21 protein-coding genes are annotated in these 25,659 nt (G+C 73.3%); 14 read left to right on the plus strand and 7 right to left on the minus strand.

Annotation, left to right across the window (positions count from 1 at the left end):
• The 3 genes from F8A92_RS09725 to F8A92_RS09735 all read right to left on the minus strand — a co-directional run.
• Positions 1 to 1,471 (minus strand): DEAD/DEAH box helicase (locus F8A92_RS09725; RefSeq protein WP_153504967.1); only part of this gene is annotated, 1,471 nt, incomplete at its 3' end.
• Positions 1,472 to 1,652: 181 nt separating this feature from the next.
• On the minus strand, positions 1,653 to 1,883 hold the full coding sequence (locus F8A92_RS09730) for a DUF3107 domain-containing protein (RefSeq protein WP_153504968.1): 231 nt from the start codon (positions 1,881 to 1,883) through the stop codon (positions 1,653 to 1,655).
• An 8-nt stretch (positions 1,884 to 1,891) separates the two neighbouring features.
• Positions 1,892 to 2,563 carry a TetR/AcrR family transcriptional regulator gene (locus tag F8A92_RS09735; protein WP_153504969.1) on the minus strand — a complete coding sequence of 224 codons (672 nt, stop codon included), beginning with the start codon at positions 2,561 to 2,563 and terminating at the stop codon, positions 1,892 to 1,894.
• A gap of 188 nt (positions 2,564 to 2,751) precedes the next feature.
• Here F8A92_RS09735 and F8A92_RS09740 point away from each other — a divergent pair, with 188 nt between their 5' ends.
• From F8A92_RS09740 to F8A92_RS09770, 7 genes are all read left to right on the plus strand, one after another.
• On the plus strand, positions 2,752 to 3,711 hold the full coding sequence (locus F8A92_RS09740) for an alpha/beta fold hydrolase (RefSeq protein WP_194291432.1): 960 nt from the start codon (positions 2,752 to 2,754) through the stop codon (positions 3,709 to 3,711).
• A gap of 4 nt (positions 3,712 to 3,715) precedes the next feature.
• The gene (locus F8A92_RS09745) at positions 3,716 to 4,564 is read left to right on the plus strand and encodes a DUF3152 domain-containing protein (RefSeq protein ID WP_153504971.1); all 849 of its coding nucleotides are present in this window, start codon (positions 3,716 to 3,718) and stop codon (positions 4,562 to 4,564) included.
• Between the two features lie 4 nt (positions 4,565 to 4,568).
• A complete protein-coding gene (gene moeB, locus F8A92_RS09750) occupies positions 4,569 to 5,765 on the plus strand; it encodes a molybdopterin-synthase adenylyltransferase MoeB (RefSeq protein ID WP_228389336.1) in 1,197 nt (398 codons plus the stop codon).
• Positions 5,765 to 6,067 carry an MGMT family protein gene (locus F8A92_RS09755; protein WP_153504972.1) on the plus strand — a complete coding sequence of 101 codons (303 nt, stop codon included), beginning with the start codon at positions 5,765 to 5,767 and terminating at the stop codon, positions 6,065 to 6,067. Before moeB ends, F8A92_RS09755 begins: the two co-directional genes overlap by 1 nt.
• Before the next feature lie 83 nt (positions 6,068 to 6,150).
• Positions 6,151 to 9,255 (plus strand): ATP-dependent helicase, encoded by a 3,105-nt coding sequence (locus F8A92_RS09760; RefSeq protein ID WP_153504973.1) that lies wholly within the window; start codon positions 6,151 to 6,153, stop codon positions 9,253 to 9,255.
• Entirely contained in the window at positions 9,255 to 12,452 is a 3,198-nt protein-coding gene (locus F8A92_RS09765; RefSeq protein ID WP_194291433.1) for an ATP-dependent helicase, read from the plus strand. Before F8A92_RS09760 ends, F8A92_RS09765 begins: the two co-directional genes overlap by 1 nt.
• A gap of 119 nt (positions 12,453 to 12,571) precedes the next feature.
• On the plus strand, positions 12,572 to 14,368 hold the full coding sequence (locus F8A92_RS09770) for a flavin-containing monooxygenase (protein WP_153504975.1): 1,797 nt from the start codon (positions 12,572 to 12,574) through the stop codon (positions 14,366 to 14,368).
• 36 nt (positions 14,369 to 14,404) lie between these two features.
• Here the strand turns inward: F8A92_RS09770 and F8A92_RS09775 are convergent, their stop codons facing one another.
• Complete coding sequence (locus tag F8A92_RS09775) at positions 14,405 to 15,271, minus strand: alpha/beta fold hydrolase (RefSeq protein ID WP_153504976.1); 867 nt, start codon at positions 15,269 to 15,271, stop codon at positions 14,405 to 14,407.
• A gap of 71 nt (positions 15,272 to 15,342) precedes the next feature.
• Between F8A92_RS09775 and F8A92_RS09780 the strand changes: the two genes are divergently transcribed.
• The 4 genes from F8A92_RS09780 to nudC are packed head-to-tail and all read left to right on the plus strand — an operon-like array spanning position 15,343 to position 19,875.
• Positions 15,343 to 16,278 (plus strand): DUF2510 domain-containing protein, encoded by a 936-nt coding sequence (locus tag F8A92_RS09780; protein WP_153504977.1) that lies wholly within the window; start codon positions 15,343 to 15,345, stop codon positions 16,276 to 16,278.
• Between the two features lie 41 nt (positions 16,279 to 16,319).
• Positions 16,320 to 17,621 carry a M16 family metallopeptidase gene (locus tag F8A92_RS09785; RefSeq protein WP_228389337.1) on the plus strand — a complete coding sequence of 434 codons (1,302 nt, stop codon included), beginning with the start codon at positions 16,320 to 16,322 and terminating at the stop codon, positions 17,619 to 17,621.
• A complete protein-coding gene (locus F8A92_RS09790; RefSeq protein ID WP_153504978.1) occupies positions 17,618 to 18,949 on the plus strand; it encodes a M16 family metallopeptidase in 1,332 nt (443 codons plus the stop codon). The genes F8A92_RS09785 and F8A92_RS09790 overlap by 4 nt, the downstream gene beginning before the upstream one ends.
• A gap of 17 nt (positions 18,950 to 18,966) precedes the next feature.
• The gene (gene nudC / locus F8A92_RS09795) at positions 18,967 to 19,875 is read left to right on the plus strand and encodes an NAD(+) diphosphatase (RefSeq protein ID WP_153504979.1); all 909 of its coding nucleotides are present in this window, start codon (positions 18,967 to 18,969) and stop codon (positions 19,873 to 19,875) included.
• Here the strand turns inward: nudC and F8A92_RS09800 are convergent, their stop codons facing one another.
• Positions 19,876 to 20,121, minus strand: a complete 246-nt coding sequence (locus F8A92_RS09800; protein WP_153504980.1) for a mycoredoxin — start codon at positions 20,119 to 20,121, stop codon at positions 19,876 to 19,878. It lies immediately after the preceding gene.
• A 59-nt stretch (positions 20,122 to 20,180) separates the two neighbouring features.
• Here F8A92_RS09800 and F8A92_RS09805 point away from each other — a divergent pair, with 59 nt between their 5' ends.
• The 3 genes from F8A92_RS09805 (at position 20,181) to F8A92_RS09815 (ending at position 22,946) form a co-directional block, all read left to right on the plus strand.
• Positions 20,181 to 22,265: an ATP-dependent DNA helicase UvrD2 gene (locus F8A92_RS09805; protein WP_228389338.1), complete on the plus strand. Its 2,085-nt coding sequence runs from the start codon at positions 20,181 to 20,183 to the stop codon at positions 22,263 to 22,265.
• 89 nt (positions 22,266 to 22,354) lie between these two features.
• The gene (locus F8A92_RS09810; RefSeq protein ID WP_153504981.1) at positions 22,355 to 22,528 is read left to right on the plus strand and encodes a hypothetical protein; all 174 of its coding nucleotides are present in this window, start codon (positions 22,355 to 22,357) and stop codon (positions 22,526 to 22,528) included.
• A 106-nt stretch (positions 22,529 to 22,634) separates the two neighbouring features.
• Positions 22,635 to 22,946 (plus strand): WhiB family transcriptional regulator, encoded by a 312-nt coding sequence (locus tag F8A92_RS09815; protein ID WP_153504982.1) that lies wholly within the window; start codon positions 22,635 to 22,637, stop codon positions 22,944 to 22,946.
• A 279-nt stretch (positions 22,947 to 23,225) separates the two neighbouring features.
• Here the strand turns inward: F8A92_RS09815 and F8A92_RS09820 are convergent, their stop codons facing one another.
• A complete protein-coding gene (locus tag F8A92_RS09820; RefSeq protein ID WP_194291434.1) occupies positions 23,226 to 24,542 on the minus strand; it encodes an ABC1 kinase family protein in 1,317 nt (438 codons plus the stop codon).
• Between the two features lie 19 nt (positions 24,543 to 24,561).
• Positions 24,562 to 25,656 (minus strand): ThiF family adenylyltransferase, encoded by a 1,095-nt coding sequence (locus tag F8A92_RS09825; RefSeq protein WP_153504983.1) that lies wholly within the window; start codon positions 25,654 to 25,656, stop codon positions 24,562 to 24,564.
• Positions 25,657 to 25,659 lie beyond the last annotated feature (3 nt).

Raw genomic sequence — 25,659 nt, forward strand, 5'->3', positions numbered from 1 at the left:
CGTCGCGGCCGTGGCCCGGCGCGCCGCCGCGGCGCCGCCCACCGTCGCGACCGCGTCCGCCGTCCCGGTCGCGCTTGCGCTCGCCGAGGTCCTCGATCTGCTCCGCGTCCAGGCCCTCACGGGTGCGCTGGCTGCGCGGCAGCCGGCCGGTCGCCGACTCCGGGATGCCCAGCTCCTCGTACAGGTGCTTGGAGGTCGAGTAGGTCTCGACCGGCTCCGGGATGCCGAGGTCGAGCAGCTTGTCGATCAGCGCCCAGCGCGGCATGTCGTCCCAGTCGACGAGGGTGATCGCGATGCCCTCGCGGCCGGCCCGCCCCGTGCGCCCGATGCGGTGCACGTAGGTCTTCTCGTCCTCGGGGGTCTGGTAGTTGATGACGTGCGAGACGCCGGAGATGTCCAGCCCGCGCGCGGCCACATCGGTCGCGACGAGGACGTCGACCTTGCCCGAGCGGAATGCGCGCAGCGCCTGCTCACGGGCGCCCTGCCCGAGGTCGCCGTGCACGGCCGCCGCCGCGAAGCCCCGCGACTCCAGCTCGTCCGCGACGTTCTGCGCGGTGCGCTTGGTGCGGGTGAAGATGAGGGTCAGCTCGCGGTCGGGCGCCTGCAGGACGCGCGCGAGCAGCTCGGGCTTGTCGAGCGCATGCGCCCGGTAGACGATCTGCCGGATCTGCGGCGCGGTCTGGTTGTCGTCGTGGTGCTCGGCGCGGATGTGCGTCGGCTGCGTCATGAACTGGCGGGCCAGCGTGACGATCGGGCCGGGCATGGTCGCCGAGAACAGCATCGTCTGGCGCTTGTCCGGCACCATCCTCAGCACCTTCTCGATGTCCGGCAGGAAGCCCAGGTCGAGCATCTCGTCGGCCTCGTCGAGCACCAGGATCTTGATCTTGCCGAGCACCAGCTTGGCCTGCTCGGCGAGGTCGATCAGCCGGCCCGGCGTGCCGACGACGATGTCGACGCCCTTCTCCAAGGCGGCGATCTGCGGCTCGTACGCACGGCCACCGTAGATCGCCTCGACGCGGACGCCGCGCTCGCTGCCGGCCTGCTTGATGTCGCGGGCGACCTGCACGCACAGCTCGCGGGTCGGGACGATGACCAGCGCCTGCGGCGTGCCGTCGGCGCCCTCGTCGACGCTGAGCACCTGCTCGAGCATCGGCACGCCGAAGCCCAGCGTCTTGCCGGTACCCGTGCGCGCCTGCCCGATGAGGTCGTGCCCACTCATCGCGATCTGCAGGGTCATCTGCTGGATCGGGAAGGAGTGCACGATGCCGAGCTTCTCGAGCGCGGCGACGGTCTCCGGCCGGGCGCCGAGCTCGGCGAACGTCGGCTGGGCCGGCTTGGTCTTGTCGTCGTCGACCTCGACGACCTCGGCGCCGGGGACCACCTCCGACTCGGCCGGGGCGGCGGGCTGGTCGGTCGCCGGGTGGGCGGCGGTGGCTTCTTCGGTTGCCTGCTCGGCAGGGGTGTCGGTCACTGGTGTCCTTCGGTGTCGTGATTCGGCGCTCACGCACGGACACGACTGCCGGTAAAGGAGGAGCGACCGATGGTGGCTCTACTCTGCTCAGCTGGGTTCGCCGGCGGTGATCCGACGACAGTGCCCGCGCACATCAACGACCTCAGTCTAGCGCGCGGGCACCTGGTACGGCGTGAACCGGCTAGTCGGCGGCGGTGAACCCGACGCGGCGTGCGTCACCCTCGCCGATCTCGACGTACGAGATCCGCGCGACGGGGACGAGGTACTGCCGGCCGCGCTTGTCCGCCAGCTCCAGCACGTTGTCCTCGTTCTTCAGCGACTCGACGATGCTCGAGCGCACGGTCGCGGCGTCCTCCTTGGTGTCGATGACCAGCTCGCGCGGGGTATGGATGATGCCGATCTTGATGTCCACGGTGCTCCTTAGGCGGTGGTGGTGGTGCTTGAGGTGGGAAACGTGGAGATTCCCCGCCAGAGCAACGCCGACATGAGGCTGATTGCTTCCTCGCGGGAGATCTGTTCTCTGCTGGCGAGCCAGGCGCTGGCGCTGGACACGCACAGCCCGACCAGGCCCACGCTCAGCAGCCGGGCCCGTTCCGCGCCCAGATCGGTGTCGCTGGCGACCGCGCGCGCGATGCTCTCGACGCAGGCGTCCTGCGCGGCCGCGACCCGGGCGCCGACCTGCGGGTCGTTGCGCAGGTCCGACTCGAACACCAGGCGGTACCCCTGGCTGCCGGAGGCGACGAAGTCGAAGTAGGAGTCGACGGCGGCCCGCACGCGCTCCTTGTTGTCGGTGGTGCCGCCCATCGCGTGCTCGATCCTGGTCACCAGGTCCTCGATGTGCAGGTCGAGCAGCGCGAGGTAGAGCTCCAGCTTGCCGGGGAAGTGCTGGTAGAGCACCGGCTTGCTCACGCCGGCCCGCTCGGCGATGTCGTCCATGGCCGCCTGGTGGTAGCCCGAGCCGACGAACACCTCGCGGGCCGCGTCCAGCAGCTGCCGGCGGCGTTCCGAGCGCGGCATCCGGCCCCGGGGGGTGGAGCTCGCGCCGGGCTCGCTCCGCGCGGCCCGCGGGCCCGTGTCGCGCTCAGTGCTCATCCTGTCCCTCCCCGGTGATGCGGACGACGCATCGCTGACGGTCCACCTTACTGACCGGTTCGGTTGCGGCGGTCGAGCCCACGGCCGCCGCGGCCGTACCGCACGCTCACGTCCGCGGGCTATCCTGAGCGATGCGCTCGGCGCGATCATGCCCGCCGCCGGCAGCCACCGACAGAGGAAGATCCACCGTGTCCGCTTCGATCATCGACCCGCTGACCCGCACCAGCCCGTGGCCGGGGCGGTTCCACGACCTCACCGTCCCCGGCCGGACGCCGCGCACCGCCCGGGTGCACGTGCGCGAGACCCCGGGGCCGCCGGACGCGCCAGTCGCCTTCCACGTGCACGGCCTCGGGGGCTCGGCGGCCAACTGGACCGATCTCGCCACGGCGATCAGCGGCAGCCACCGCTCGCTGGCGATCGACCTGCCCGGCTGGGGGCTGTCGGACCCGGCACCGGACGGCGACTACTCGATCGCCGCCTTCACGCGCTGGGTGATCGCGGCCATCGAGGCGCTCGCGGACGCGCCCGTCGACCTGGTCGGCAACTCCCTCGGCGGCCTCGTGTCGATCCGGGTGGCCGCGACCCGGCCGGACCTGGTGCGCACGCTGACCCTGGTCTCGCCGGCGGTCCCGGGCTTCGAGGCCAGCACGGACGCCGACCCGCGGATGGCGCTGCTGGCCGTGCCGTACCTCGGCTCGCGGCTGCAGGCCCGCCTCAACGGCGCCGACGCGCTGGCCCGCGCCCGCATGTCGGCGGACATCTGCTTCGCCGACCCGTCGTCCATCCCGGACTACCGGCTCGCCCAGCAGGCCGACGAGATCGCCGTCCGCTCGGGCTTCCCGTGGGCGGTCCCCGCCTTCAGCGGCAGCCTGCGCTCGATCGTCGCGGTGCACCTGCACCGGCGCAAGGACAACCCGTGGCGGCTCGCGGCCCGGCTGCCGCAGCCCGTCGCGCTGGTGTGGGGCGACCGCGACCGGCTGGTCCCGGTGAAGCGGGCACCGAAGCTGGCCGCGGTCATCCCCGACGTGCGGCTGCACGTGCTCGACGACGTCGGACACACCGCCCAGCTTGAGGCACCCGAGGCGACCGCTGCGGCATTCTTGTCGCTTGTGGGCACCCGAGAGCGCGACACGACCACGGCCGCCTGAGGTCGTGGCCGTCGACGACCCGGCGCGCGGCGCACCCCGGCGGGGGCGCCCGAGGCGGCTCCGGCGGTTCGCCCGGCGGCACGGCTGGCGCGCCTACGCCGTCCCGGCGCTGACCCTGCTGGCGGTCGTGGCGCTGGTGATCGCGCTCGCCGCGCCCCCCGACCCCGGCAGCTCGGCGTCCGCCGAGACCACCCCGTCGGGGACCGCGCCGCCGACCCCCGACGGCGCGCCGGCGACCGCGGAGGGTGAGCAGGCCGCGCCGTACGCCGGCGACCCGGCCGCCCCCACCTCGGCGTACGCCCAGGCCGGTGACGGGAACCTGCACGTCGTGCCGGGCCAGAGCGGGATGCTCGGCACCGGCGGTCCGGTGACCACCTTCGACGTCGAGGTCGAGGGCGGCCTGGGCCTGGACGGCGTGCACTTCGCCCAGTACGTCGAGCAGGTGCTCGGCGACCCGCGCTCGTGGGGAGCCGGCGGCCGGCTGAGCTTCCAGCGGGTCGACCGCGACGCCGACCTGCACGTCGCGCTGGTGAGCCCGGACCACGTCGAGGGGCTGTGCCCGGGATACGGCACCAACGGGTACACGTCATGCCGCTACCAGGACCGCGCCGTGATCAACCTCGCCCGCTGGTCGGTCGGCGTCGGGTTCTACGCCGGACGCCTCGACGAGTACCGCGAGTACGTGATCAACCACGAGGTCGGCCACTACCTCGGGCACGGGCACGCCGAGTGCCCCGCGGCGGCGCGCAAGGCGCCGGTGATGATGCAGCAGACCCTCGACGTCGGCGCGTGCACCACCAACTCGTGGCCCTACCCCAACGGTCCGGCGGACGATCCGGAGGCACCGGCATAATCTGGTGGCCTCGGGCGGTACGGCGCCGCCGGTCCCGCCCGCGTACGGCAAGGAGGTGGCGGACATCGACCCCATCGTGCAACCCGCGCTGCCGCTGACCAGCGACGAACGGGTGCGGTACTCGCGCCACCTCGCGCTCTCGAGCGTCGGCGAGGACGGGCAGCGACGGCTCGGCGCGGCGCGGGTGCTCAGCATCGGCGCCGGTGGCCTGGGCTCGTCGGTCCTGCAGTACCTCGCCGCGGCGGGGGTCGGGACGATCGGGGTGATCGACGACGACCGGGTCGAGCACTCCAACCTGCAGCGCCAGGTCATCCACGGCGAGCCGGACGTCGGCTCGTTCAAGGTCGACTCCGCGGCCTCGGCGGTGGCCCGGCTCAACTCCGGCGTCGCGGTCCGGCGACACCGCGAGCGGCTGACCGCGCAGAACGCCGTCGACATCGTCGCCGCGTACGACCTGGTGATCGACGGATCCGACAACTTCGCGACCCGCTACCTGGTCAACGACGCCTGCGCGATCGCCGGGATCCCGTACGTGTGGGGCTCGATCCTCGGCTTCGAGGGCCAGGTCAGCGTGTTCTGGCAGGACGCCCCCGGCGGGCTGGGACGCACCTACCGCGACCTGCACCCGCAGGCGCCGGCGCCGGGCCTCATCCCGTCGTGTGCCGAGGCCGGCGTGGTCGGCTCCATCTGCGGGGTCGTCGGCTCCCTCATGGCGACCGAGGCGGTCAAGCTGATCGTCGGCATCGGCGCGCCGCTGCTGGGCCGGGTGCTGGTGTGCGACCTGCTGGCGATGTCGATGCGCCAGATCCCGTTCGGGTCGCGCGGCCTCCCGCCGATCCGTGAGCTGGCCGGCGACCCGGCCGCCGCGTCCGACCCGATCGCCGACCGCACGATCGACGCCCGCGAGGCGCAGCGCTGGATCGCGCACCGGGGCATCCAGCTGATCGACGTGCGGGAGCCGTTCGAGGCGCGGATCTGCGCGATCGAGGGTGCTCGCCTGGTGCCGCACGAGCAGCTCACCGAGGCGCCCGCCGACCACCTGCCCGCCGACCGCGACGTCCTGCTCTACTGCAAGTCCGGCGGGCGGTCCGGCCACGCGCTCAAGACGCTGCGCGCCGCCGGGTACGAGCGGGTCTGGCACATCGACGGCGGCATCCTGGCCTGGATCCGGGACGTCGATTCCTCCCTCACGCCCTACTGATGCGCGAGCTCGACGAGTACGCCGAGGCGGTCCTGGACGTCGTCGACGCGATCCCGCCCGGGCGGGTCATGTCGTACGGGCAGGTCGCCGCGCTCGTCGGGCGCCGCCTCGACCGCGGCGGCCCCCGGCAGGTCGCCCGGGTGCTGCGCGAGTACGGCGCGAGCGCGACGTGGTGGCGGGTGCTGCGCGCCGACGGGTCGTTCGCTCCGGAGGTCGCGGCGCGCCAGGGCGAGCTGCTCGTCGCCGAAGGCGTGCCGGTGCGCGGCGACCGGGTCGCCCGGTCGCTCTTCGTCGGCCGCTGAGCCACGCCCCGCGCGCGGCGAGCCTGTCGGCGCCGCGTGGTTACCTTGGCAGCCGACGCCGCCATCGATCGAAGGAGTCCGCGATGCCCACAGCGCCCCGCCCGTCCGTCCGGCTGGTGCGCCCGTCCCGCACCGCCGCCACGGCGTGGCTGCCGGACGCCGAGCAGCAGCGGGTCATCGCGCACACCGACGGCCCGTTGCGGGTCGTCGGCGGCCCCGGCACCGGCGCCACCTCGGTGCTGGCCCGGGCCGCCGCCGCGCGGCTGAACGCCGGCGCCCTCGCCGACGAGGTGCTGCTGCTGACCTTCTCGCGGCGCGGCGCGGCCGGCCTGCGTGATGCGGTCGTCGCCGAGACGACCGTGGCGCTGCGGGAGGTCCCGGTCCGCAGCTTCGAGTCCTACGCGTGGGCGGTGCTCGACCGGGCGCGGCGCCGGCACAGCGAGTGGTCCGCGCCGCGGCTGATCACCGGTCCCGAGCAGGACGCCATCATCCGCGACCTGCTCGCCGGGGCGCTCTCCGGCGTCGGGGCCACCCGCTGGCCCGACGACCTGCGCGCCGCGCTGCCCACCCGCGGGTTCGCGCAGGAGCTGCGCGACGCCCTGATGCGGTGCGCGCAGCGGGGGATCAGCGCCGCCGACATCCGCGAGTGGGCGGCGCGCTTCGACCGGCCGGTCTGGGACTCGCTCGCGAGCTTCCTCAGCGAGTACTCCGGCGTGACGGCGATGCGCCTCGACGACTCCTACGACCCGGCCGAGCTGGTGCGCGCGGTCGTCGACCTCTGGAAGCGCGAGCCGGCCGAGCTGCGCCGCGAGCACCAGCGGCTGCGCCATCTGTACGTCGACGAGGCGGCCGAGCTCGACCCGGCCAAGCTCGAGATGATCGAGCTGCTCGCGGGCGGGCTGCGGTCCGTCGTCATCTCCGGCGACCCGCACCAGGCGGTCTTCGGGTTCCGCGGCGCCGACCGGCGTGGCCTGATGGAGTTCGCGCCCGAGTCGGTCTGCACGCTGCGCACCGGCTACCGCGCGACGCCTGGCGTCGCCGGGGTGGTCGGCGCCTGGGGCGAGGTCATCGGCGCCCCCCGGCCCGAGCGGAGCGCGCGGGACGCGGACGACGACCTCACCCCGCTGGTGGCGCTGCAGTCCAGCAGCCCCGCCCGCGAGGCGGCCGACGTCGCCGCCGTGCTGCGCGAACGGCACCTCCTCGACCGCGTCCCGTGGAGCGAGATGTGCGTCGTCGTCCGGTCCGTCGCCGCCGCGATGCCGGTGATCCGCCGGGCGTTCTCGGCCGCCGGCGTGCCGCTCGACGCCGGCATCGACGAGCAGGCGGTCGGGCGTGCCGCCGCGGTGCGGTCGCTGCTCGAGCTCGTGCGGCTCTCCCGCGCGAGCCGCGCGGACGCCGCGGACGTGGAGGAGGTGCTGCGCTCTCCCTACTTCCGGCTGGACGCGCTGCGCATCCGCCGGCTGCGCAAGGCGCTGCGTGCGGCCGAGCTGCGGGAGGGCGGCGGCCGGTCGTCGTCCGCGCTGCTGGCCGCCGCGATCGCCGGCGGCCTCGCCATCCCGGGCGGCGACGCGACCGCCGGCCTGCGCGAGCTGGTGCGCATCGTGCGGCTGCTGCGGTCGCTGGAGGAAGGCGGGGCGACCGGTGAGGAGCTGCTGCACGCCGCGTGGCGCGAGACCGGTGCCGAGGCCCGCTGGCGCTCGGAGGCGCTGCTCGGCGGCGCGCGCGGCGCCGACGCCGACCAGCGCCTCGACGCCGTCATCGCGGCCTTCGACATCGCGTCCGCGCTGTCGAGCCGGTTGCGCGAGGCGTCGTTCGAGACGATCGCGATGGAGATCGAGCGCCAGGAGCTGCCGGCCGACCGGCTCAGCCGCGGCGAGCGCATCGGCGAGACGGTCCGCGTGCTGAGCGCGAACAACGCCAAGGGCCGGCAGTGGCAGATCGTCGCCGTCATGGGCGTGCAGGACGGCGCGTGGCCCAACCTCGTCCCGCGGAACACGATCCTGCGCACGGAGGACCTCGCCGACCTGGCCTCGGGCCTCGACGTGCCGACCATCGACCGGCGTGCCGCGCTGCTGCAGGAGGAGCGCCGGCTGTTCTACGTCGCGCTGGCCCGGGCGAGCCGCCAGGTCGTGCTGTCGGCGGTGGACGGCGGCGGCGAGCGGCCGTCCCGGTTCTTCGTCGAGCTGTGCGAGCGGGTCGGTGTCGAGCCGGGGGTGCATCGCGCGGAGCGCGCCGTCCGGCGGCAGCTGTCGTTGCTCGATCACGTCGCGACGCTGCGCACCTGCCTGCTCGACGCCGCCGCCCCCGAGACCGATCGCGCCGCCGCGGCCCGGGCGCTGCGCACGCTCGCCGAGGCCGGCGTCGAGGGCGCCGCGCCGGAGGACTGGTACGCGCTGCGCCAGCCGTCGTCCGACGACCCCATCGTCGCCGACGGCACCCCGGTGGCCGTGTCCCCCTCGGCGGCGACCGCCTTCGGCGACTGCCCCCTGCGGTGGTTCCTGGGCCGCGTCGGCGAGTCCCGCGGCACCGCCAACGCGGCGGTGGGCACCCTGGTGCACCAGGCCTTCGAGGCGATCGGGGACGTGGCCGGACGCTCGCACGCCGAGCTGTACCGCACGATGCGGGCCGTCGTCGACGCCGGCTGGGGGGACCTCGAGATCGAGTCGCCGTGGGACGATCGACGCTGGCGCCGCACCGTCGACGGGCTGATCGACCGGCTCGCCGGCTGGCTCGTGCAGAACCCGCGAGAGTGGGTGGCGAACGAGCAGCCCTTCGACGTCGCGGTCGGGAACGCGATCATCCGCGGCACCGTCGACCGGCTCGAGCGCGACCCGGACACCGGCGGCCTGTTCACCGTCGACCTCAAGACCGGCAGCACGATCAGCGACGTCGCGCGCAACCCGCAGCTCGGGCTCTACCAGCTCGCGGTGGAGGCCGGCGGCTTCGGCGCGCCCGAGCGCTCGGCCGGCGCGGCGCTGCTGTTCGTCAAGAACAAGAAGAAGGCGAGCGAATCCCGGCAGCCGGCGCTGTCCGCCGACGACGAGCCGCAGTGGGCCGCCGAGCTGACCACCCGGCTGGCCGAGGGCATGTCCGCGTCGTCCTTCGCGGCGCAGCCCGGAGCGGTGTGCCGCACATGCGAGTTCGAGGCGTTGTGCCCGGCGGTCCGGGTGATCGGGGAGGAGGACTGATGGTCGCGCTGTTCACGCCCGACGCGGTCGCCGCGCACACCGGCGCGCACCGGCCGACCGACGAGCAGGGCGCCGTGATCGGCGCGCCGGTCGGCCCCGGCGCGATCGTCGCCGGCGCCGGCTCGGGCAAGACCGAGACGATGGCCGCCCGGGTGGTCTGGCTGGTGTGCAACGGGCATGTCGACGCCGACCGGGTGCTCGGGCTGACCTTCACCCGCAAGGCGGCCGGCGAGCTCGCCGAACGCATCCGGATCCGGCTGCGGCAGGCCGCGCACGCGATCCCGGGCCTCGATCCGCAGCACGCGGAGGCGATGCTGCGGGCCGAGCCGACGGTGCTGACGTACGACTCGTACGCGCGGCGGATCGTGCAGGAGCACGGGCTGCGCCTCGGCATCGAGCCGTCGGTGCAGACCGCCGACGCGGCGTCGCTGTGGCAGCTCGCGCATCGCGTGGTCACGGCGTACGACGGCCCCCTCGAGGAGCTCGACCGGGTGCCGGCCACGATCGTGCAGGCCGTGGTCTCGCTCAGCGACGAGATGGCGGCGCACCTGGTCGGCATCGAGCAGCTGCGCGAGCACTCGACCCAGATCCTCGAGCACCTCGCCGCCCTGGAGCGGGAGACCGGCAAGCCGGTCGCCACCAGCGTCCGCGGCGCGCTGTGCGGGGTGAGCGGCCGGCTGGCGATCGCGCCGCTGCTGGAGGCGTTCGCCGCGGCCAAGGCCGAGCGCGACCTGATGAGCTTCGGTGACACGCTGCAGGCCGCGTGCCGGCTCGCCGCGCAGTTCCCCGACGTCGGCGAGGGCGAGCGCGCCCGGTACGACGCGGTGCTGCTCGACGAGTACCAGGACACCTCCAGCGCACAGGCCCGGCTGCTGCTCGACCTGTTCGCGGGCCACCCGATCACCGCGGTGGGCGATCCGTGCCAGGCGATCTACGGCTTCCGCGGCGCCAGCGCCGACACCCTCCCGGCCTTCCGCACGAGCTTCGGCAGCGGGCAGGCCGTCGCGCTGCAACGCCTGCAGACCAGCTTCCGCAACGACCGGGCGATCCTGCAGATCGCCAACACCGTGTCGGCGCCGTTGCGCGACGGCGGCGCCGACGTGGCCGTGCTGGCACCGAGCCCGGCGGCGTCCGACGGCGAGCTCGCGTGCGGGTTCTTCGAGACGGTCGACGACGAGGCCCGCGCGGTGGCGTCCGACATCGCCCGGCGCTGGCAGCCCGACGGCAGCACGAGCATCGCCGTGCTGACCCGCGCGCGCACCGAGGAGTTCGGCGCGGTGATCGACGCCTTGATCGACGAGGGCCTGCCGGTCGAGGTCGTCGGCCTCAGCGGCCTGCTCGCGCTGCCGGAGATCCGCGAGGTCGTGCAGATGTTGCGCGTGCTGACCCGTCCGGACTCCGGTGCCGACCTCGTGCAGCTGCTCGCCGGCCGTCGCTGGGCGATCGGCGCGCGCGACCTGATGGCGTTGCGCGGCCATGCGCGCGCCCTCGCCGGGGCGCGGCGCGGCGACGACGCCGACGCCGACGAGGTCGACGACGCGAGCCTGGTCGACGCGCTCGACCAGATCGAGTCCGCCGGCCCGGACCGGTTCTCCGCGCGCGGCTGGGCCCGGCTGCGGGCGTTCGCCGCGGAGCTGTCCGACCTGCGCGAGCTGATGGGCGAGCCGCTCGCCGAGCTGGTCGGCGCGATCGAGCACCAGATCGGGGCCGACGTCGAGTCCACGGTCCGCGACCTCCGGCGCGGCTCTCCGCCGCGCGCGGCCCTCGACCAGTTCATCGCCGTCGCGCACTCGTTCTCCGGCGGCGCCGGCACCGAGTCCGCGGAGGCGTTCCTGCAGTACCTCGACGCCGCCGAGAAGGCCGACCGCGGCATCACCATCGAGGGCACCGTGCCGCGCACCGACGCCGTGCAGGTGCTCACCATGCACGCCTCCAAGGGCCTCGAGTGGGACGCCGTATACATCGTCGCGGCGACCGACCGGGCGCTGCCGGGCCCCGTCACGCCCGCGACCGGCTGGGTGGGGGACATCGGCACGCTCCCGTACGAGCTGCGCGGCGACCGTCGCGTGCTCCCTCAGAACACCGTCTTCGAGGTGGCCAAGCCCTCCAGGATCTCCGCGGAGTTCATCGACGACTTCAAGTCCCGGGTGCGCGCTCGCCATGACGAGGAGCAGCGGCGTCTGGTGTACGTCGCGGTGACGCGCGCCCGGCACCGGCTCTGGCTCAGCGGCGCGCAGTGGAAGCCGACGGCCAAGCGGCCGCGGCAGCCCTCGGAGTACCTCGAGCTGATGCGCGCCCACGTCGAGGCGACCGGCGGCGACGTGGTCGCGTGGGCGGCCCCGCCGGAGGACGACGCGGACAACCCCGCGGCGCAGGACGTCGCGGCGATCCGGTGGCCGGCCAGCGAGCTCACCAAGGAGCAGGTCGCGGCCCGCTGCGCCGCCGAGTACCTGAGCGCGCAGCCCGCGGTGGCGACCGCCGACGGGCGCGAGGAGGACGGCGGCGAGCATCCGTTCCTGGAGGCGACGAGGCTGCTGCTCGAGGAGCGCGCGGCCCGGCGCCGCTCGACCGTCGTGGAGGTCGAGGCGCCCGCGCGGCTCTCGGCGTCCCAGCTCGTGGCCATCCGGCGCGACCCGGTGCAGTTCGCCCTCGACGTCCGCCGGCCGGTGCCGCGTGGCCTGGCGCGCGCGGCCGACCGCGGGACGCTGTTCCACTCCTGGGTCGAGCACCGCTTCGGGTCGGAGTCGCTGATCGACATCGACGAGCTGCCCGGCGCCGGCGACGAGGGGGTGGAGGCGGACGAGAGCATCGACGACCTGATCGCCGCGTTCGAGGCCAGCGAGTGGTCCGACCGGCGTCCCCTGGAGACCGAGACCGGCTTCGACCTGGTGGTCGACGGGGTGCCGCTGCGCGGACGTCTCGACGCGGTCTTCGACTGGCCGGGCGACGACGCCGACTACGACGTCATCGACTGGAAGACCGGTCGCCGGCCGTCCGGCGAGGCGCTGCTGGCGGCCGAGGTCCAGCTCGCGGTCTACCGGCTGGCGTGGGCGCGCATCAAGCAGATCGATCCGGGCCGGGTGCGGGCGGCCTTCTTCTACGTCGCCGACGGCATCACGCACCGCCCGCAGCAGGTGCTCGACGAGTCCGCGCTGATCGACCTGGTCCGCTCGCTCCCGGAGGCGACCCTGCCGTAGCCGGCCGGCACGCGGCTCGCCGGGGCGCCCGTCTTGACGCCGCCGCGATCGGCGAGACAAGATCGCAGCAACCAGCTTCTAGAGTGGGCGCTCCATTTAATCGAGCGGGGACGGCGAGCATGACTGCGACAAAGCCAGAGATCGAGTTCGACATCGACGCGCTGCGCGAGAAGTACCGCATCGAGCGCGAGCGGCGGATCCGCGCGGACGGGTCGGACCAGTACCTCGAGGTCAGCGGGACGCTGGCGCGGTACGACGAGACGGATCCCTACGCCGACCCGGGCTTCACCCGCGCGCCGGTCACCGACCAGGTGGAGGTCGTGCTGATCGGCGGCGGGTTCAGCGGCCTGCTGGCCAGCGCCCGCCTGATGGAGGCGGGCATCGAGGACTTCCGGATCATCGAGGCGGCCGGCGACTTCGGCGGCACGTGGTACTGGAACCGGTACCCGGGCGCGCAGTGCGACATCGAGTCCTACTGCTACCTCCCGCTGCTGGAGGAGCTGAACTACATGCCGAAGGAGAAGTACTCCTACGGTGCGGAGATCTTCGAGCACGCGCAGCGCGTCGGCCGGCACTACGGGCTGTACGAGCGCACCCTCTTCCAGACGCGGGTCCGCGAGATGCGCTGGAGCGAGGCCGACCAGCGCTGGTCCGTCACCACCGACCGCGGCGACGCGATCGGCGCCCGGTTCGTGGTCAACGCGGTCGGCCCGGCGAGCCGCCCGAAGCTGCCGGGGATCGACGGCATCCACGACTTCGCGGGCCACTCGTTCCACACCAGCCGGTGGGACTACGGCTACACCGGCGGCGACGCGAGCGGTGGGATGACCAACCTGCGCGACAAGAAGGTGGCCATCATCGGCACCGGCGCCACCGCGATCCAGTGCGTGCCGCGCACCGCCGAGTACGCCGAGCACCTGTACGTCTTCCAGCGCACGCCGTCCGCGGTCGGCCCGCGCGGCAACAAGCCGACCGACCCCGACTGGTGGGCGAGCCTGCAGCCGGGCTGGCAGCAGCAGCGTCGCGACAACTTCGGCGCGATCGTGATGGGGGAGCGCCGGGAGATCGACCTCGTGCAGGACGGCTGGACCGACATGGCCGCCAAGCTCCGGCACCTGCCCAAGGTGGAGTCCAAGGAGGAGCTGGCGCTGCTGCTGGAGATCGCCGACTTCCGCAAGATGAACGAGATCCGCGACCGCGTCGACCAGGTCGTCACCGACCCCGCGGTGGGCGAGCGGCTCAAGCCGTACTACAAGTTCCTCTGCAAGCGACCGACGTTCAACGACGAGTTCCTGCCGGCGTTCAACCGCGACAACGTCACCCTCGTCGACGTCAGCGACGCGCAGGGCGTCGAGCGGATCACGCCCCGCGGGGTGGTGGCCGACGGCCGCGAGTACCCGGTCGACTGCATCATCTACGCCTCGGGCTTCGAGATCACCACGCAGTTCAAGCGCCGGATCGGGTACGAGGTCCTCGGGCGCGACGGGCAGTCGCTGCTGGAGGAGTGGACCACCGACATGCGGACCCTGCACGGGTTCATGAGCCGCGGCTACCCGAACTGGTTCTACATCGGCCTGACCCAGAACGCGTTCAGCGTCAACATGACGTTCATGTTCGACGAGCAGGCTCGGCACATCTCCTACATCATCGCCGAGACCCGGCGACGCGGCGCCGCCTCCGTCGAGCCGACGGAGCAGGGGCAGGACGGCTGGGTCCGGGTGATCGAGGACGTCCAGCTCGTCGACGACTACTTCGACACCTGCACGCCGGGCTACTACAACGACGAGGGCAAGGGCCCCGGCCGCGGCACCGGCCGGTTCGGCCCCGGCATCGTCAAGTTCAACGCGCTGCTGGCGGCGTGGCGCGAGGAGGGCTCGCTCGACGACCTCGAGCTGCGCGGCACCGGTCGTGCCTGAGGTGCTGCTCGACGCGGTGCGCGCGAGCGCGGGGGCCTAGCCGCGGACCCGCGCGGCGATCGCCTCCGCCAGCGGCTGCGGAGCGCGCTCGGGGATCCAGTGCGAGACCCCGTGCAGCTCGACCAGCCGGTAGTCGGCATCGACGTACTCCCGGCACAGCTCGGCGCCCGCGCGCCCCAGGGCGCGGTCGCCGTCGCTCCAGACGAACGTCGTCGGGACGGTGACGGAGGGCGTCTCGGCCTTGTTCATCCCCATCCCGCGGTACCAGGACAGCGCCGCGGTCAGCGCCCCCGGTTCCTGCAGCCGGCGGACGTAGTGCTCGGCGTCCTCGGCCTGGACGTCGTCGAGGGCGGCCCGCAGCTGGGCCGCGTCGTCCACCAGGAGCGTCTCCTCGGCCACGCCGGGCTGACGGAACAGCTTCATGTACTGCGAGCGCTCCGCCTGGTCGGCGTCCCCGCGAATGGCCCGGCCGAACGCCGACGGATGGGGCACCGACACCGCCGTCAGGGTGCGCACGCGGCCGGGATGGTGCGCCGCGGTCACCCAGGCGACGTGCGATCCCCAGTCGTGCCCGGCCAGGTGGAAGCGCTCCAGGCCGAGCGCGTCCGCCACGGCGAGGACGTCGGCGGACAGCAGGTTGTCCAGGTAGTGCTCCACGCCCACCGGGCGCGCGCGGGGGCTGTAGCCGCGCTGATCGATCGCGACCACCGCGATGCCGTCGGCCGCCAGCAGGTCGGCGACCCGGGTCCAGGCGCGGGCGCCCTGCGGGAAGCCGTGCAGCGCGATGACGACGTCGGCCGGGTCCGTCGTCCCGGCGAGATCGGATCGCAGCAGGTCGAGGGTCAGTGGACCGGCGTCCGCGGTCTGGATGGTCACGGAGTCCGGCTGCAGGGTCGCGGTCATGCGCACACCGTAACCCGTGACGTGGCTGCCAGAATGGGACCAGCCCACCGTCCTCGACCGTCGGAGCACATGTGAGCACCCCAGGCCAGCCGTCCGAGCACGATCCCGCCGACGAGCAGTACGAGGTCGTCGTGCCGGACCGGCCGATGGCCACGCACTCGGCGCACTGGTCCGGGGCGGCCCCCGGCGGTCCGGGCGGCCGGTGGAGCGACCCGTACGGGCCACCCCCGGACAGCGGCCACCCGGTCCGGGCCGGCCACCGGACCGAGCCCTCGGCGTACGCGGAGTGGGCCGACGCCCCGACGCGGCCTCCGCGGGCGCGCGGCGGCCTGCCGACCGGCGCCTGGTGGGGGATCGGCGGCCTGATCGCGGCCGCCCTGGTCGTCGTCCTGCTCGTGGTCACCGGCGTGTTCAGCGCCACGGACGAGGAGGACCCCGGGGCGAACAACAACGCCACGGGCCAGTACTCGGCGCCGTCCGTGCCCAACAGCAAGCTGCGGATCGTCGACAAGGACTCCGGCGTCAGCTACGACTACCTCGGCGAAGGGTGGAAGGACTGGCAGATGGGGGTGATGGCCGAGTACTCGACGACGGTGGGCGAGTTCATCGTCACCCAGCCGACCATCCCAGGCGGCGGCGAGTTCATCGCGCAGGTGACCTCCGGGCTGCTCTCGAGCCAGTTCCCGGCGGCCGGCCCCTCGTCGTACCCCTCGGTGCTGGCCGACGTCGAGCAGTCGGTGCGCGGCAACTACTACCCGCAGCCCAACAAGCCCACCAACGAGGCCGCCAAGGCGCTGACCGTCGACGGGCACGCCGCCTACCAGCGCTCGATGGATCTGACGTGGGACGTCGAGGGGTACGACTCCACCGGCGAGCGGGTGGTGCTGCTGCTGATCGACACCGGCAAGTCCGCGCCGGTGTTCTTCTACTGCTCGTTCCCCAACACGCACGCCGAGCTGTATCCGCTGATCGAGCAGGTGATCGCCTCGATCAAGGTCGATCAGTAGCCGGCGGGCCGACGACGAGCGTCGCCGGTAGGGTCACACAGGTGAGATCCCCCAGCTATCCGGTCCACCGCATGCGGCTGCGCAACGGACTGCGCGTCGTGCTGTCACCCGCTCCCGGCACCGCGGCGGTCGGCATCAGCGTGCACTACGACGTCGGCATGCGATCGGAGCCCGAGGGGCGGACCGGCTTCGCGCACCTCTTCGAGCACCTGATGTTCGAGGGCTCGGAGAACGTCGCGACCCACGAGCACGCCCGGCTCGTGCAGGGGGTCGGTGGCACGTTCAACGGCTCGACGCACCCCGACTACACCGAGTACCACGAGGTGGTCCCGCCGCACGCGCTGGGGCGTGCGCTGTTCCTCGAGGCCGACCGGATGCGTGCACCGTCGCTGACCGAGGCGACGATGCGCAACCAGATCGACGTGGTGAAGGAGGAGATCCGGGTCAACGTGCTCAACCGCCCCTACGGCGGGTTCCCGTGGCTGGCGCTGCCCCCGGTGCTGTTCGAGACGTTCGCCAACACGCACAACGGATACGGCGACTTCGTCGACCTCGAGACCTCGGCGGTCGCCGACGCGCGGGAGTTCTTCGACCGGTACTACGCACCGGGCAACGCGGTGCTGACCTTGGCCGGCGACTTCGACCTGGATGAGGCGCGCAAGCTCGTCCGCCGGCACTTCGGCGCCGTCCCGGCCCGCGCCGTCCCTGCGCGGCCGGACTTCTCCGAGCCGCTGCGCACCGAGCCGGCCCACGGAGAGGTGGCCGACGCGCACGCGCCGATGCCGGCCACCGCGCTCGGCTGGCAGACCCCCGACCCGGTGCGGTCGCTGCGCGAGTACCTCGGCTCGGTGGTCCTGGCCGACGTCCTCTACGACGGCGACGCGTCGCGGCTGCACCAGCAGCTCGTCCTCCGCGGGCTCGCGATGAGCGCCTACGCCTACTGCGGCACCTTCGGTGACCCCTTCGACCAGCGCGGGGCGAGCACGCTGACCGTGCAGATGCACCACTCGTCCGACGACCAGCGCGCTGCCGCGATCGACGCGGTGGACGAGATCCTCGGCGACCTCGCCGCCGCCGGGCCGACCGACGACGAGCTGCGGCGGGTCACCACCCGCATGGTGGCGCAGCTGCTGCGCGAGTACGACTCGACCACCGAGCGGGCGCTGCGCATGGGCACTCTAGAGCTGCTCTACGGCAAGGCCGAGCTCGTCAACGACCTGCCGGGCATGCTGCTGGCGGTCACGGCGGACGACGTCCGCGCGGCCGCGGCGCGGCTGACACCGCAGTCCCGCGCGGTCGTCGCGCTGAACCCCGCCACGGCCCGCGCGAAGGAGACCTCATGACGGCCGCCGCCTCGACCATCCCCGACCTCGCGCCGGCGCGCACCGCCGCGACCCCGCGCAGCCACCGGCGGACGCTCGCCAACGGGCTGACGGTCATCGCGATCCGCCGGCCGTCCGTGCCGATGGTCGAGGTGCGGCTGCGGATCCCGGCGCCGATGACCGGTGCGCAGTCCCTCGCGCGCACCACCCTGCTGAGCGAGACGATGCTCAAGGGCACGGCGCAGCACGACGGGATCGCCCTGGAGCAGGCGATCGGGCTGCTCGGCGGCCAGTTGAACGTGGGCGCCGACCGCGACAAGCTGCTGGTCGGCGGCAGCACCCTCTCGACGCACCTTCGCGACTACCTCGCGCTGCTGAACGAGGTGCTCACCAGCGCCGGCTACCCCAAGCGCGACGTCGAGGACGAGCGCGGCCGGGTCGCCGAGCATCTGGTGATCGCCGCGTCGAGCGCCGGCACCGCGGCGGCGCGGGCGATCGCGGCCAAGCTGTACGGAGACCATCCCTACGCGCACGTGCTGCCCACCCCCGAGCAGATCGAGTCGGTGACACCGGCGCAGGTACGTGCGCTGCACCGTGCGCGGGTGCTGCCCGACGGTGCCGTGCTGGTCCTCGTCGGCGACCTGCAGCCCGGCAAGGCCCTCGACGCGGCCGAGGCCGCGCTGTCCCCCTGGCAGGGGACGCCCGCGGCGCCGCGGGTCCCCGCGGTGCGGTTCGACGACTCCCCGGCGATCACCGTCGTCGACCGCCCCGGCTCGGTGCAGTCGGCGATCCGGTTCGCGATGCCGGCGGTCGGCCGCGGCGATCCCGGGTACCCGGTGCAGCAGGTGGCCAGCATGCTGTTCGGCGGCTACTTCTCCTCCCGGCTCGTGCGCAACCTGCGCGAGGACAAGGGCTACACCTACACCCCGCGCTCCGGCATCGACCTCGGGCGCGAGGCGTCGCTGCTCACGGTCAGCGCCGACGTGTCCACCGAGGTGACCGCCGCCGCCGTCAACGAGATCCGCTATGAGCTCGGCCGGCTGGCCAGCACCCGGGTGTCGGACGTCGAGCTCGCCGATGCGCGGCAGTTCCTGGTCGGCTCGTCGTTGATCTCGCTGTCCTCCCAGGCCGGTCTCGCGAGCACCGCGGCGACCCTCGAGGTCGCCGGGTTCGGGCTCGACTGGCTGACGAAGAACCTCAAGGCCGTCTCGCAGGTCACCGCCGACGCGGTACGCGACCTCGCGGCACGGCTGATCACCCCGGCCGCCGGCCGGATCGTCGTCGTCGGCGACGCCGAACGCATCGCTTCCGAGCTGAGCACTCTCGGACCCGTCGAACGGGCGCAGTAGCGCCGGGAGGAGCTGGAATGGCACGCGTAGCACCCCTGTTCGGGGAGTTCACCCACGACCGCGACGCCGAGCACCGCAAGGACGGCACCTGGCTGGAGGAGGCGTTCGAGCGCGGCCAGGCGATCGTCATCACCGACCGGTTCGAGGCGCCGATCGACGAGAGCGGGCCGCAGCCGCGGCTGGCGTGGCGCGCGGCTGCCGCGGTGCCCGCCGGCGCCGAGCGCATGTACCTCGGGCTGCTCGACGACGTCCCGCGGTTCGCCGTGCGCGGCCGGCGCGACCTCAAGGCGGACCAGTGGCTGGACCTGCGCACCATCGGCGCGGACCTGCCGATCGGTGACCGCGGGCTCCTGGTGGAGGCTGTCGCGCTCGCCCAGTGGCACGCCCGGCACCAGCGCTGCCCGATCTGCGGGGAGCAGACCACGCCGCGGGACGGCGGGTGGACGACGGTCTGCCCGGCCGACGGCTCGCAGCACTTCCCGCGCACCGATCCCGCTGTGATCATGCTGGTGCACGACGGCGACGACCGCTGCGTGCTCGGGCGGCAGGCCATGTGGCCGGAGGGCCGGTTCTCGGTGCTGGCCGGGTTCGTCGAGCCCGGCGAGCCGCTCGAGGCCGCCGTCGCCCGGGAGGTCTACGAGGAGGTCGGGCTGCAGGTCTCGGGCGTGGAGTACCTCGGCAGCCAGCCGTGGCCGTTCCCGGCGTCCATCATGCTCGGGTTCGTCGCGCAGGTCGAAGGCTCGCAGGAGCTGCGGCCGCTCGACGGGGAGATCGCCGAGGCGCACTGGTTCACCCGCCAGGAGGTGCGCGAGCTGTACGGCTGGGGCGAGCCGGGGGCCGAGACGCCGGGCGCGCGCAGCATGCCGGGCGCCATCTCCATCGCGCACCACATCATCAAGGCGTGGGCGGACGGCGAGATCGGCTAGCTAGCCGGCGAGCCTCTCGAGCACCTCGTCGATCGACGGGTTGGTCATCGACGACCCGTCGGCGAACACGAGCGTGGGCACCACGCGGTTGCCGCCGTTGAGCGACTTCACGAGCTCGCCGGCCTCGCGGTCGTCGTCGACGTCGACATTGGTGTAGTCGATGCCGGCCGCGGCCAGGTCCGACGTCAGGCGCCGGCAGAACGGGCACCAGGTCGTGGTGTACATCGTGAAGGACTCCGTTGGCATGGCGTTCACGATAGCCCCGCCCGACGGCACGTGTCGGTGACCTTTGGGACACTGGTCGGGTGACTGATCGCCCCGACCTGCCCCCCGACGTCCGCCGCATCGTCAGCGGCCTGGATCCGGAGCAGACCGAGGCGGTGCTGGCCCCGCGCGGGCCGCTGTGCATCCTGGCCGGCGCCGGCACCGGCAAGACCCGCACGATCACCCACCGAATCGCCTATCTGGTGGCCACCGGCGAGTTCGCCCCGCAGCAGCTGCTCGCGGTCACGTTCACCGCGCGGGCGGCCGGCGAGATGCGCAGCCGGCTGCGCTCCCTCGGCGTCCAGGGCGTGCAGGCGCGCACCTTCCACGCCGCGGCGCTGCGCCAGATGTCCTACTTCTGGCCGCGTCATTTCGGTGGCCGGCTGCCCGAGCTGGCGCCGTCGAAGTTCCGCATGGTCGGCCAGGCCGCGGCGCGGGAGCGCATCTCGACCACCACCGAGACGGTGCGCGACCTGGCGTCCGAGGTCGAGTGGGCGCGCTCCTGCCTGATCGGTCCGGACGCCTACCCGGAGGCGGTGCGCGCGGCGTCGCGCGAGACGCCGCTTCCGGCGGAGCAGGTCGCGAAGGTGCTGGCCCGCTACGAGGCGATCAAGAAGAACGCCGAGGTGATCGACTTCGAGGACATCCTGATGTCGATGGCGTACATGCTCGAGTCGGTGCCCGAGGTGGCGCGCGAGGTGCGCTCGCAATACCGCGGGTTCGTCGTCGACGAGTACCAGGACGTCAACCCGCTGCAGCAGCGGCTGCTCGACGCGTGGCTGGGCGAGCGCGACGACCTGTGCGTGGTCGGGGACGCCAGCCAGACGATCTACACCTTCACCGGTGCGCGCCCGGACTACCTCCTGGACTTCGGGGAGCGGTTCCGCCAGGCCACCGTCGTCCAGCTCGAGCGCGACTACCGCTCGACGCCGCAGGTGGTCGCGCTCGCCAACAAGGTCATCTCCGGCAGCACCGGCAAGCTGTCGAAGGCCCGGCTGCGGCTGGTGGGACAGCGACCGGCCGGTCCGGAGCCGCTGTTTCGCACCTTCGACGACGAGCCGTCCGAGGCGGCCGCGATCGCCGCGCGCTGCAAGGAGCTCATCGACGGCGGGACGGCGCCGGCGGAGATCGCCGTACTGTTCCGGATCAATGCCCAGTCCGAGGTGTACGAGTCGGCACTGGCCGACCTCGGGGTGCCGTATGTCGTACGCGGCGCGGAGAAGTTCTTCGAGCGCGAGGAGATCCGCGAGGCGATCGTCTTCCTGCGAGCCTCGGTACGCAGCGCGGCCGGATCGGAGCTGCCGCTGGACGAGCAGGTGACCCGGGTGTTGGTCTCCAGCGGCTGGGACCCGGAGGGCAGCGTCGGGCAGGGTGCCGCCCGCGAGCGCTGGGAATCCATCAACGCGCTGGTCGGTCTGGCCGAGGAGATGCGTGCCGCCGATCCCGCCACGACGATGGAGTCGTTCGTCGCCGAGCTCGACCAGCGGGCGGCGGCCGCGCACGCGCCGACGATCCAGGGCGTCACGATCGCCTCGCTGCACGCCGCCAAGGGCCTGGAGTGGGACGCCGTCATGCTGGTCGGCCTGCACGACGGCATGGTGCCGATCAGCCGCGCCCGCACCGACGAGCAGATCGAGGAGGAGCGGCGGCTGCTGTACGTCGGGATCACCCGGGCCCGCGAGCACCTGCAGCTGAGCTTCGCGCTGTCCCGCTCGCCCGGGGGCCGTGGCTCCCGCAAGCAGAGCCGGTTCCTCGACGTGTTCGGCGGCGGTCAGGGCGGCACGTCCGCGCCGTCGGTCCGGCGCCGCGCGAAGGTGAGCCGCTGCGCCGGCTGCGGGCAGCCGCTGGCACCCGGCGACGCCGCGGCCGGCACCTGCGACACGTGCCGCCGCTCGGGCAAGGACCTCTTCGATCGGCTGCGCAGCTGGCGACTGGGCGTCGCGCGCGAGAACCAGCTGCCGCCGTACGTGGTCTTCGACGACGAGACGCTCGCCGCGATCGCCACGCGAGCGCCGTCCAGCCTCATGGGGCTGCTCGCGGTCAAGGGCGTCGGCGAGACCAAGCTCGGACGCTACGGATCGGACGTCCTGGAGGTCATCGGAGCGGGCGCCACGAGCGATTCCTGACGTCGCGAATAAATAGGTTGCCAAGCCGCGGGCCGCGACATTAGCCTCGGATGCGTCATCGATCAACCCGGAACGAAAGGAGCGCAGCTGTGAACAACGACCTGAACGCCACCGTCGTCGCCTTCCGCGACCGCGTTGCCGTGCCTGCGCTCCCGGCCGTCGGCTCTGTCGGCACCACCGGTGGGTTCGCCGCCGGCGGCACCGCGCCGCAGACCAAGCGCAGCACTCTGGGTAAGCCTTCTCCGCACCCTGGTTCGGCATAACCGAACCAGCCTCAGCGGCAGCCGCGAATCCCAGACCGGGATTCGCGGCTTTTTCGTTTGGCCCGGCCCATCTCAAGAAGACCACTCCGAGCAAGGTAGACACGACATGACCGCAACGCTGACTCGCCCCGAGGCCGCCCACCCACCCTTCACCGACCTGTTCGCCCCCGACTTCGGCGTGCGCGACGACCTGCCCTGCCGGCAGGGCGACGGCGACCTGTGGTTCGCCGAGAGCCCCGCGAAGCTCGAGGCCGCCAAGGCGCTGTGCGAGCAGTGCCCGGTGCTGAGCGAATGCCTGGTCGGCGCCCTCGAGCGGCGCGAGCCGTGGGGCGTGTGGGGTGGGCAGATCTTCGAGCACGGCTCGGTGATCGCCCGCAAGCGCGGCCGGGGCCGCCCCCGCAAGAACGTCGCCGCCTAGGGGCGCGCGACGCCCCTCCCGCCTCGGCCGCACCGCGGCCGGGCCACCGAAGACGACCTGGAGACACGACATGTACCCACTGCATGAGCAGGGTGCGCGTTATCTCGTCGAGGAGCTCCGCGAGGACGCCGGACGACGCCGTACCACCCGGCGTATCAAGGCCCTCCGTCGGAACCGTCGACGAGCCGAGATCGCCACTGCACGGGCGATTCACGCGCAGTCACTGCTGTACTGACACGCACCACGAGGCGGGCCCCGGCGACGGGGTCCGCCTCGCCGTCATGACGGCGGGGCGAAGCCGGGAAGCCACTCGCGGACGATGCGCCCGTAGTCGGCCTCGGCGCCGAGCTGGGCGAGGACGCCGACCGAGCCGAGGAACACCCGGTGGATCATCAGATACTCCGGCGGCAGGTTGAGCTGGCGGCCGAAGCGCATCGCGGGACCGCGCGGGTTGGTCAGCCGCGCCGCCTCCGCCTTCAGCCAGTCGCGCGTGAAGCGGAACCGCGGGGCGGTGAGTGGCTCGAGGATCGGACCCAGATAGTCCACGATCTCGCGCGCGTCGACGCTGATCTGCGGCTGGATGAACCCGTTCTCGCGCAGCGCGACGAGCGCCTCGTCCGCCCGCCTCTCGATCACCAGGCGGATGCAGTAGCCGATGAACTCCGGCAGGCCGTCGGGCAGCGACTTCACCGCGCCGAAGTCGAGCACGCCGAGCCGGCCGTCGTCCAGCAGCCGGTAGTTGCCCGGGTGCGGGTCGGCGTGCAGGTAGCCGGCGCGGGCCGGTCCGGCGAAGGTGAGCGTCGCGAGAAGCTCGCCCGCCCGATCGCGCTCGGCGGTGCTTCCCGAGCTGATGATGCGCCGCAGCGGCGTGCCGTCCAGCCACTCGCTGATGACCACCTTCGGAGCGCTGGCCACCACGGCGGGCACCGCGAAGTCGGGGTCGCCGGCGAACGCGGTCGCGAACGCGCGCTGGGCATCGGCCTCGAGCCGGTAGTCGAGCTCGTCGATGACCCGCTCGCGGATCTCCGAGATCAGCGGCTTGATGTCCAGGCCGGGCGTGACCATCCCGTACAGGCGGGCGAACCTCGACAGCTGGTTGAGGTCGGCCATCAGCGCCGGCCCCGCGCCGGGGTACTGGATCTTGACCGCCACCTCGCGGCCGTCGTGCCAGGTCCCGCGGTGCACCTGCCCGATGCTGGCCGCCGCGGTCGGCTGCTCGTCGAAGCGCTGGAACCGCTCACGCCAGCGGGTGCCGAGCTGCTCGTCGAGGACGCGGCGCACGGTGGCGCCGGGCATCGGCGGCGCCTCCTCCTGCAGCTTGACCAGGGCATCGCGGTAGGGCGCCGCGATGTCGTCGGGCAGCGCGGCCTCGAACACCGACAGCGCCTGGCCGAGCTTCATCGCCCCGCCCTTGAGGGTGCCGAGCACCTCGAACAGCTGCGCCGCCGCGCGCTCGCGGTTGCTCTCGGAGACCTCCTGGGCGCTCTGCCCGCTCAGCCGGCGGCCGACACCGGACGCCGCACGCCCCGCGGCACTGAGCGGCAGCGACGCGAGCTTGGCGGTACGGCGCGCGGAGCGCTCAGGCAGGTCGGACACCATGCCATTGTCCACGAGATCAAGGGATCCGGCACGGGCATTCGGTGTGCCGAGGCCAATAGCGCCGCTCGACGACGAGCTCGGGAAGCGCGATCTCCAGCGTGGCGTTGAGGGTCTCGGGCAGCCGCTCGGAGTCGAGCCACTGGAGCACCTGGGTCACGGCGAGCGACGCGCACAGCATCACCAGGCACAGCTCGCCGCCGTCCGCCGGCGTCGGGGGATAGGCCCGCAGCTGCGACGCCAGCGGGCTCCAGTGCGGGTCGAGGTCGCGGCGCACGGCGTCCTGGCATTCCAGGCAGCTCGACTCGCCGGGCACGACGAACGGCCCGACGATGCCCCGGCGCTCGCGGATGACCGCGTTGAGGAACCGGGTGCCCGAGCGCATCAGCATGCGGGCGCGGTCGCCGCACGGGTCGACCGCCTCGGCGAGCACGACGAGGTCGGGGCAGTCGCTGGCGCCGACCGGGCCGACGGTCACCCTCGGGTACGCGCGAGTGATCGACCGGCGCAGCGCGTCCTGCCGAGGACGCCCCACGTCGTCGGCGGCGGGGCCGCCGGGCACGAGGTCCGTCGGCGTGACCGCGCCCGCGTGCACCAGCCCGAGGCGGCCGATGCCGCTTCCGGCGAGGACGGCGGCGATCGCGGTCGCCAGCCGATTGCCCCCGACGATCACGATGTGCGCGCGGGCGCGCTGCTCGAGAACGGCGCTCGGGCTCACGGACAGCCGACCCAGCGCGCGCCCGTGGATCTCCGGCGACAAGGCGCCGGCGAGCGCCGGGTGCCGGGCGCGTCCGTTGCCCGCGGCGTGCTCGTCCGCGAGGTCGACCAGCACGCCGTGCGCGTCGAGCGCCGTCAGCAGCCGGACCGCCTCGTCGGGGGCGAGCGGCCCCTCGTCGATCACGTCGTCGACGGCGCGGCTGCCGTCCAGCCGTCCGATGAACGTGGCCGCCGCGGCGGTGACGTTGCGCAGGACGACCGCCCGCCGGTCCTCGACACCGATCTGCAGGACGCCGGGGGCGCGCCACGCCCGCCGCAGCACGGAAGGCAGCCAGGGGACGGCGGGGAGTGCGTCGTCGGGCCCGGCCACGGCGCGCGGGTGCTGCTGCTCGGTCATGCC

The organism is Cumulibacter manganitolerans (assembly GCF_009602465.1).
In the GTDB taxonomy this organism is placed as follows: domain Bacteria; phylum Actinomycetota; class Actinomycetes; order Mycobacteriales; family Antricoccaceae; genus Cumulibacter; species Cumulibacter manganitolerans.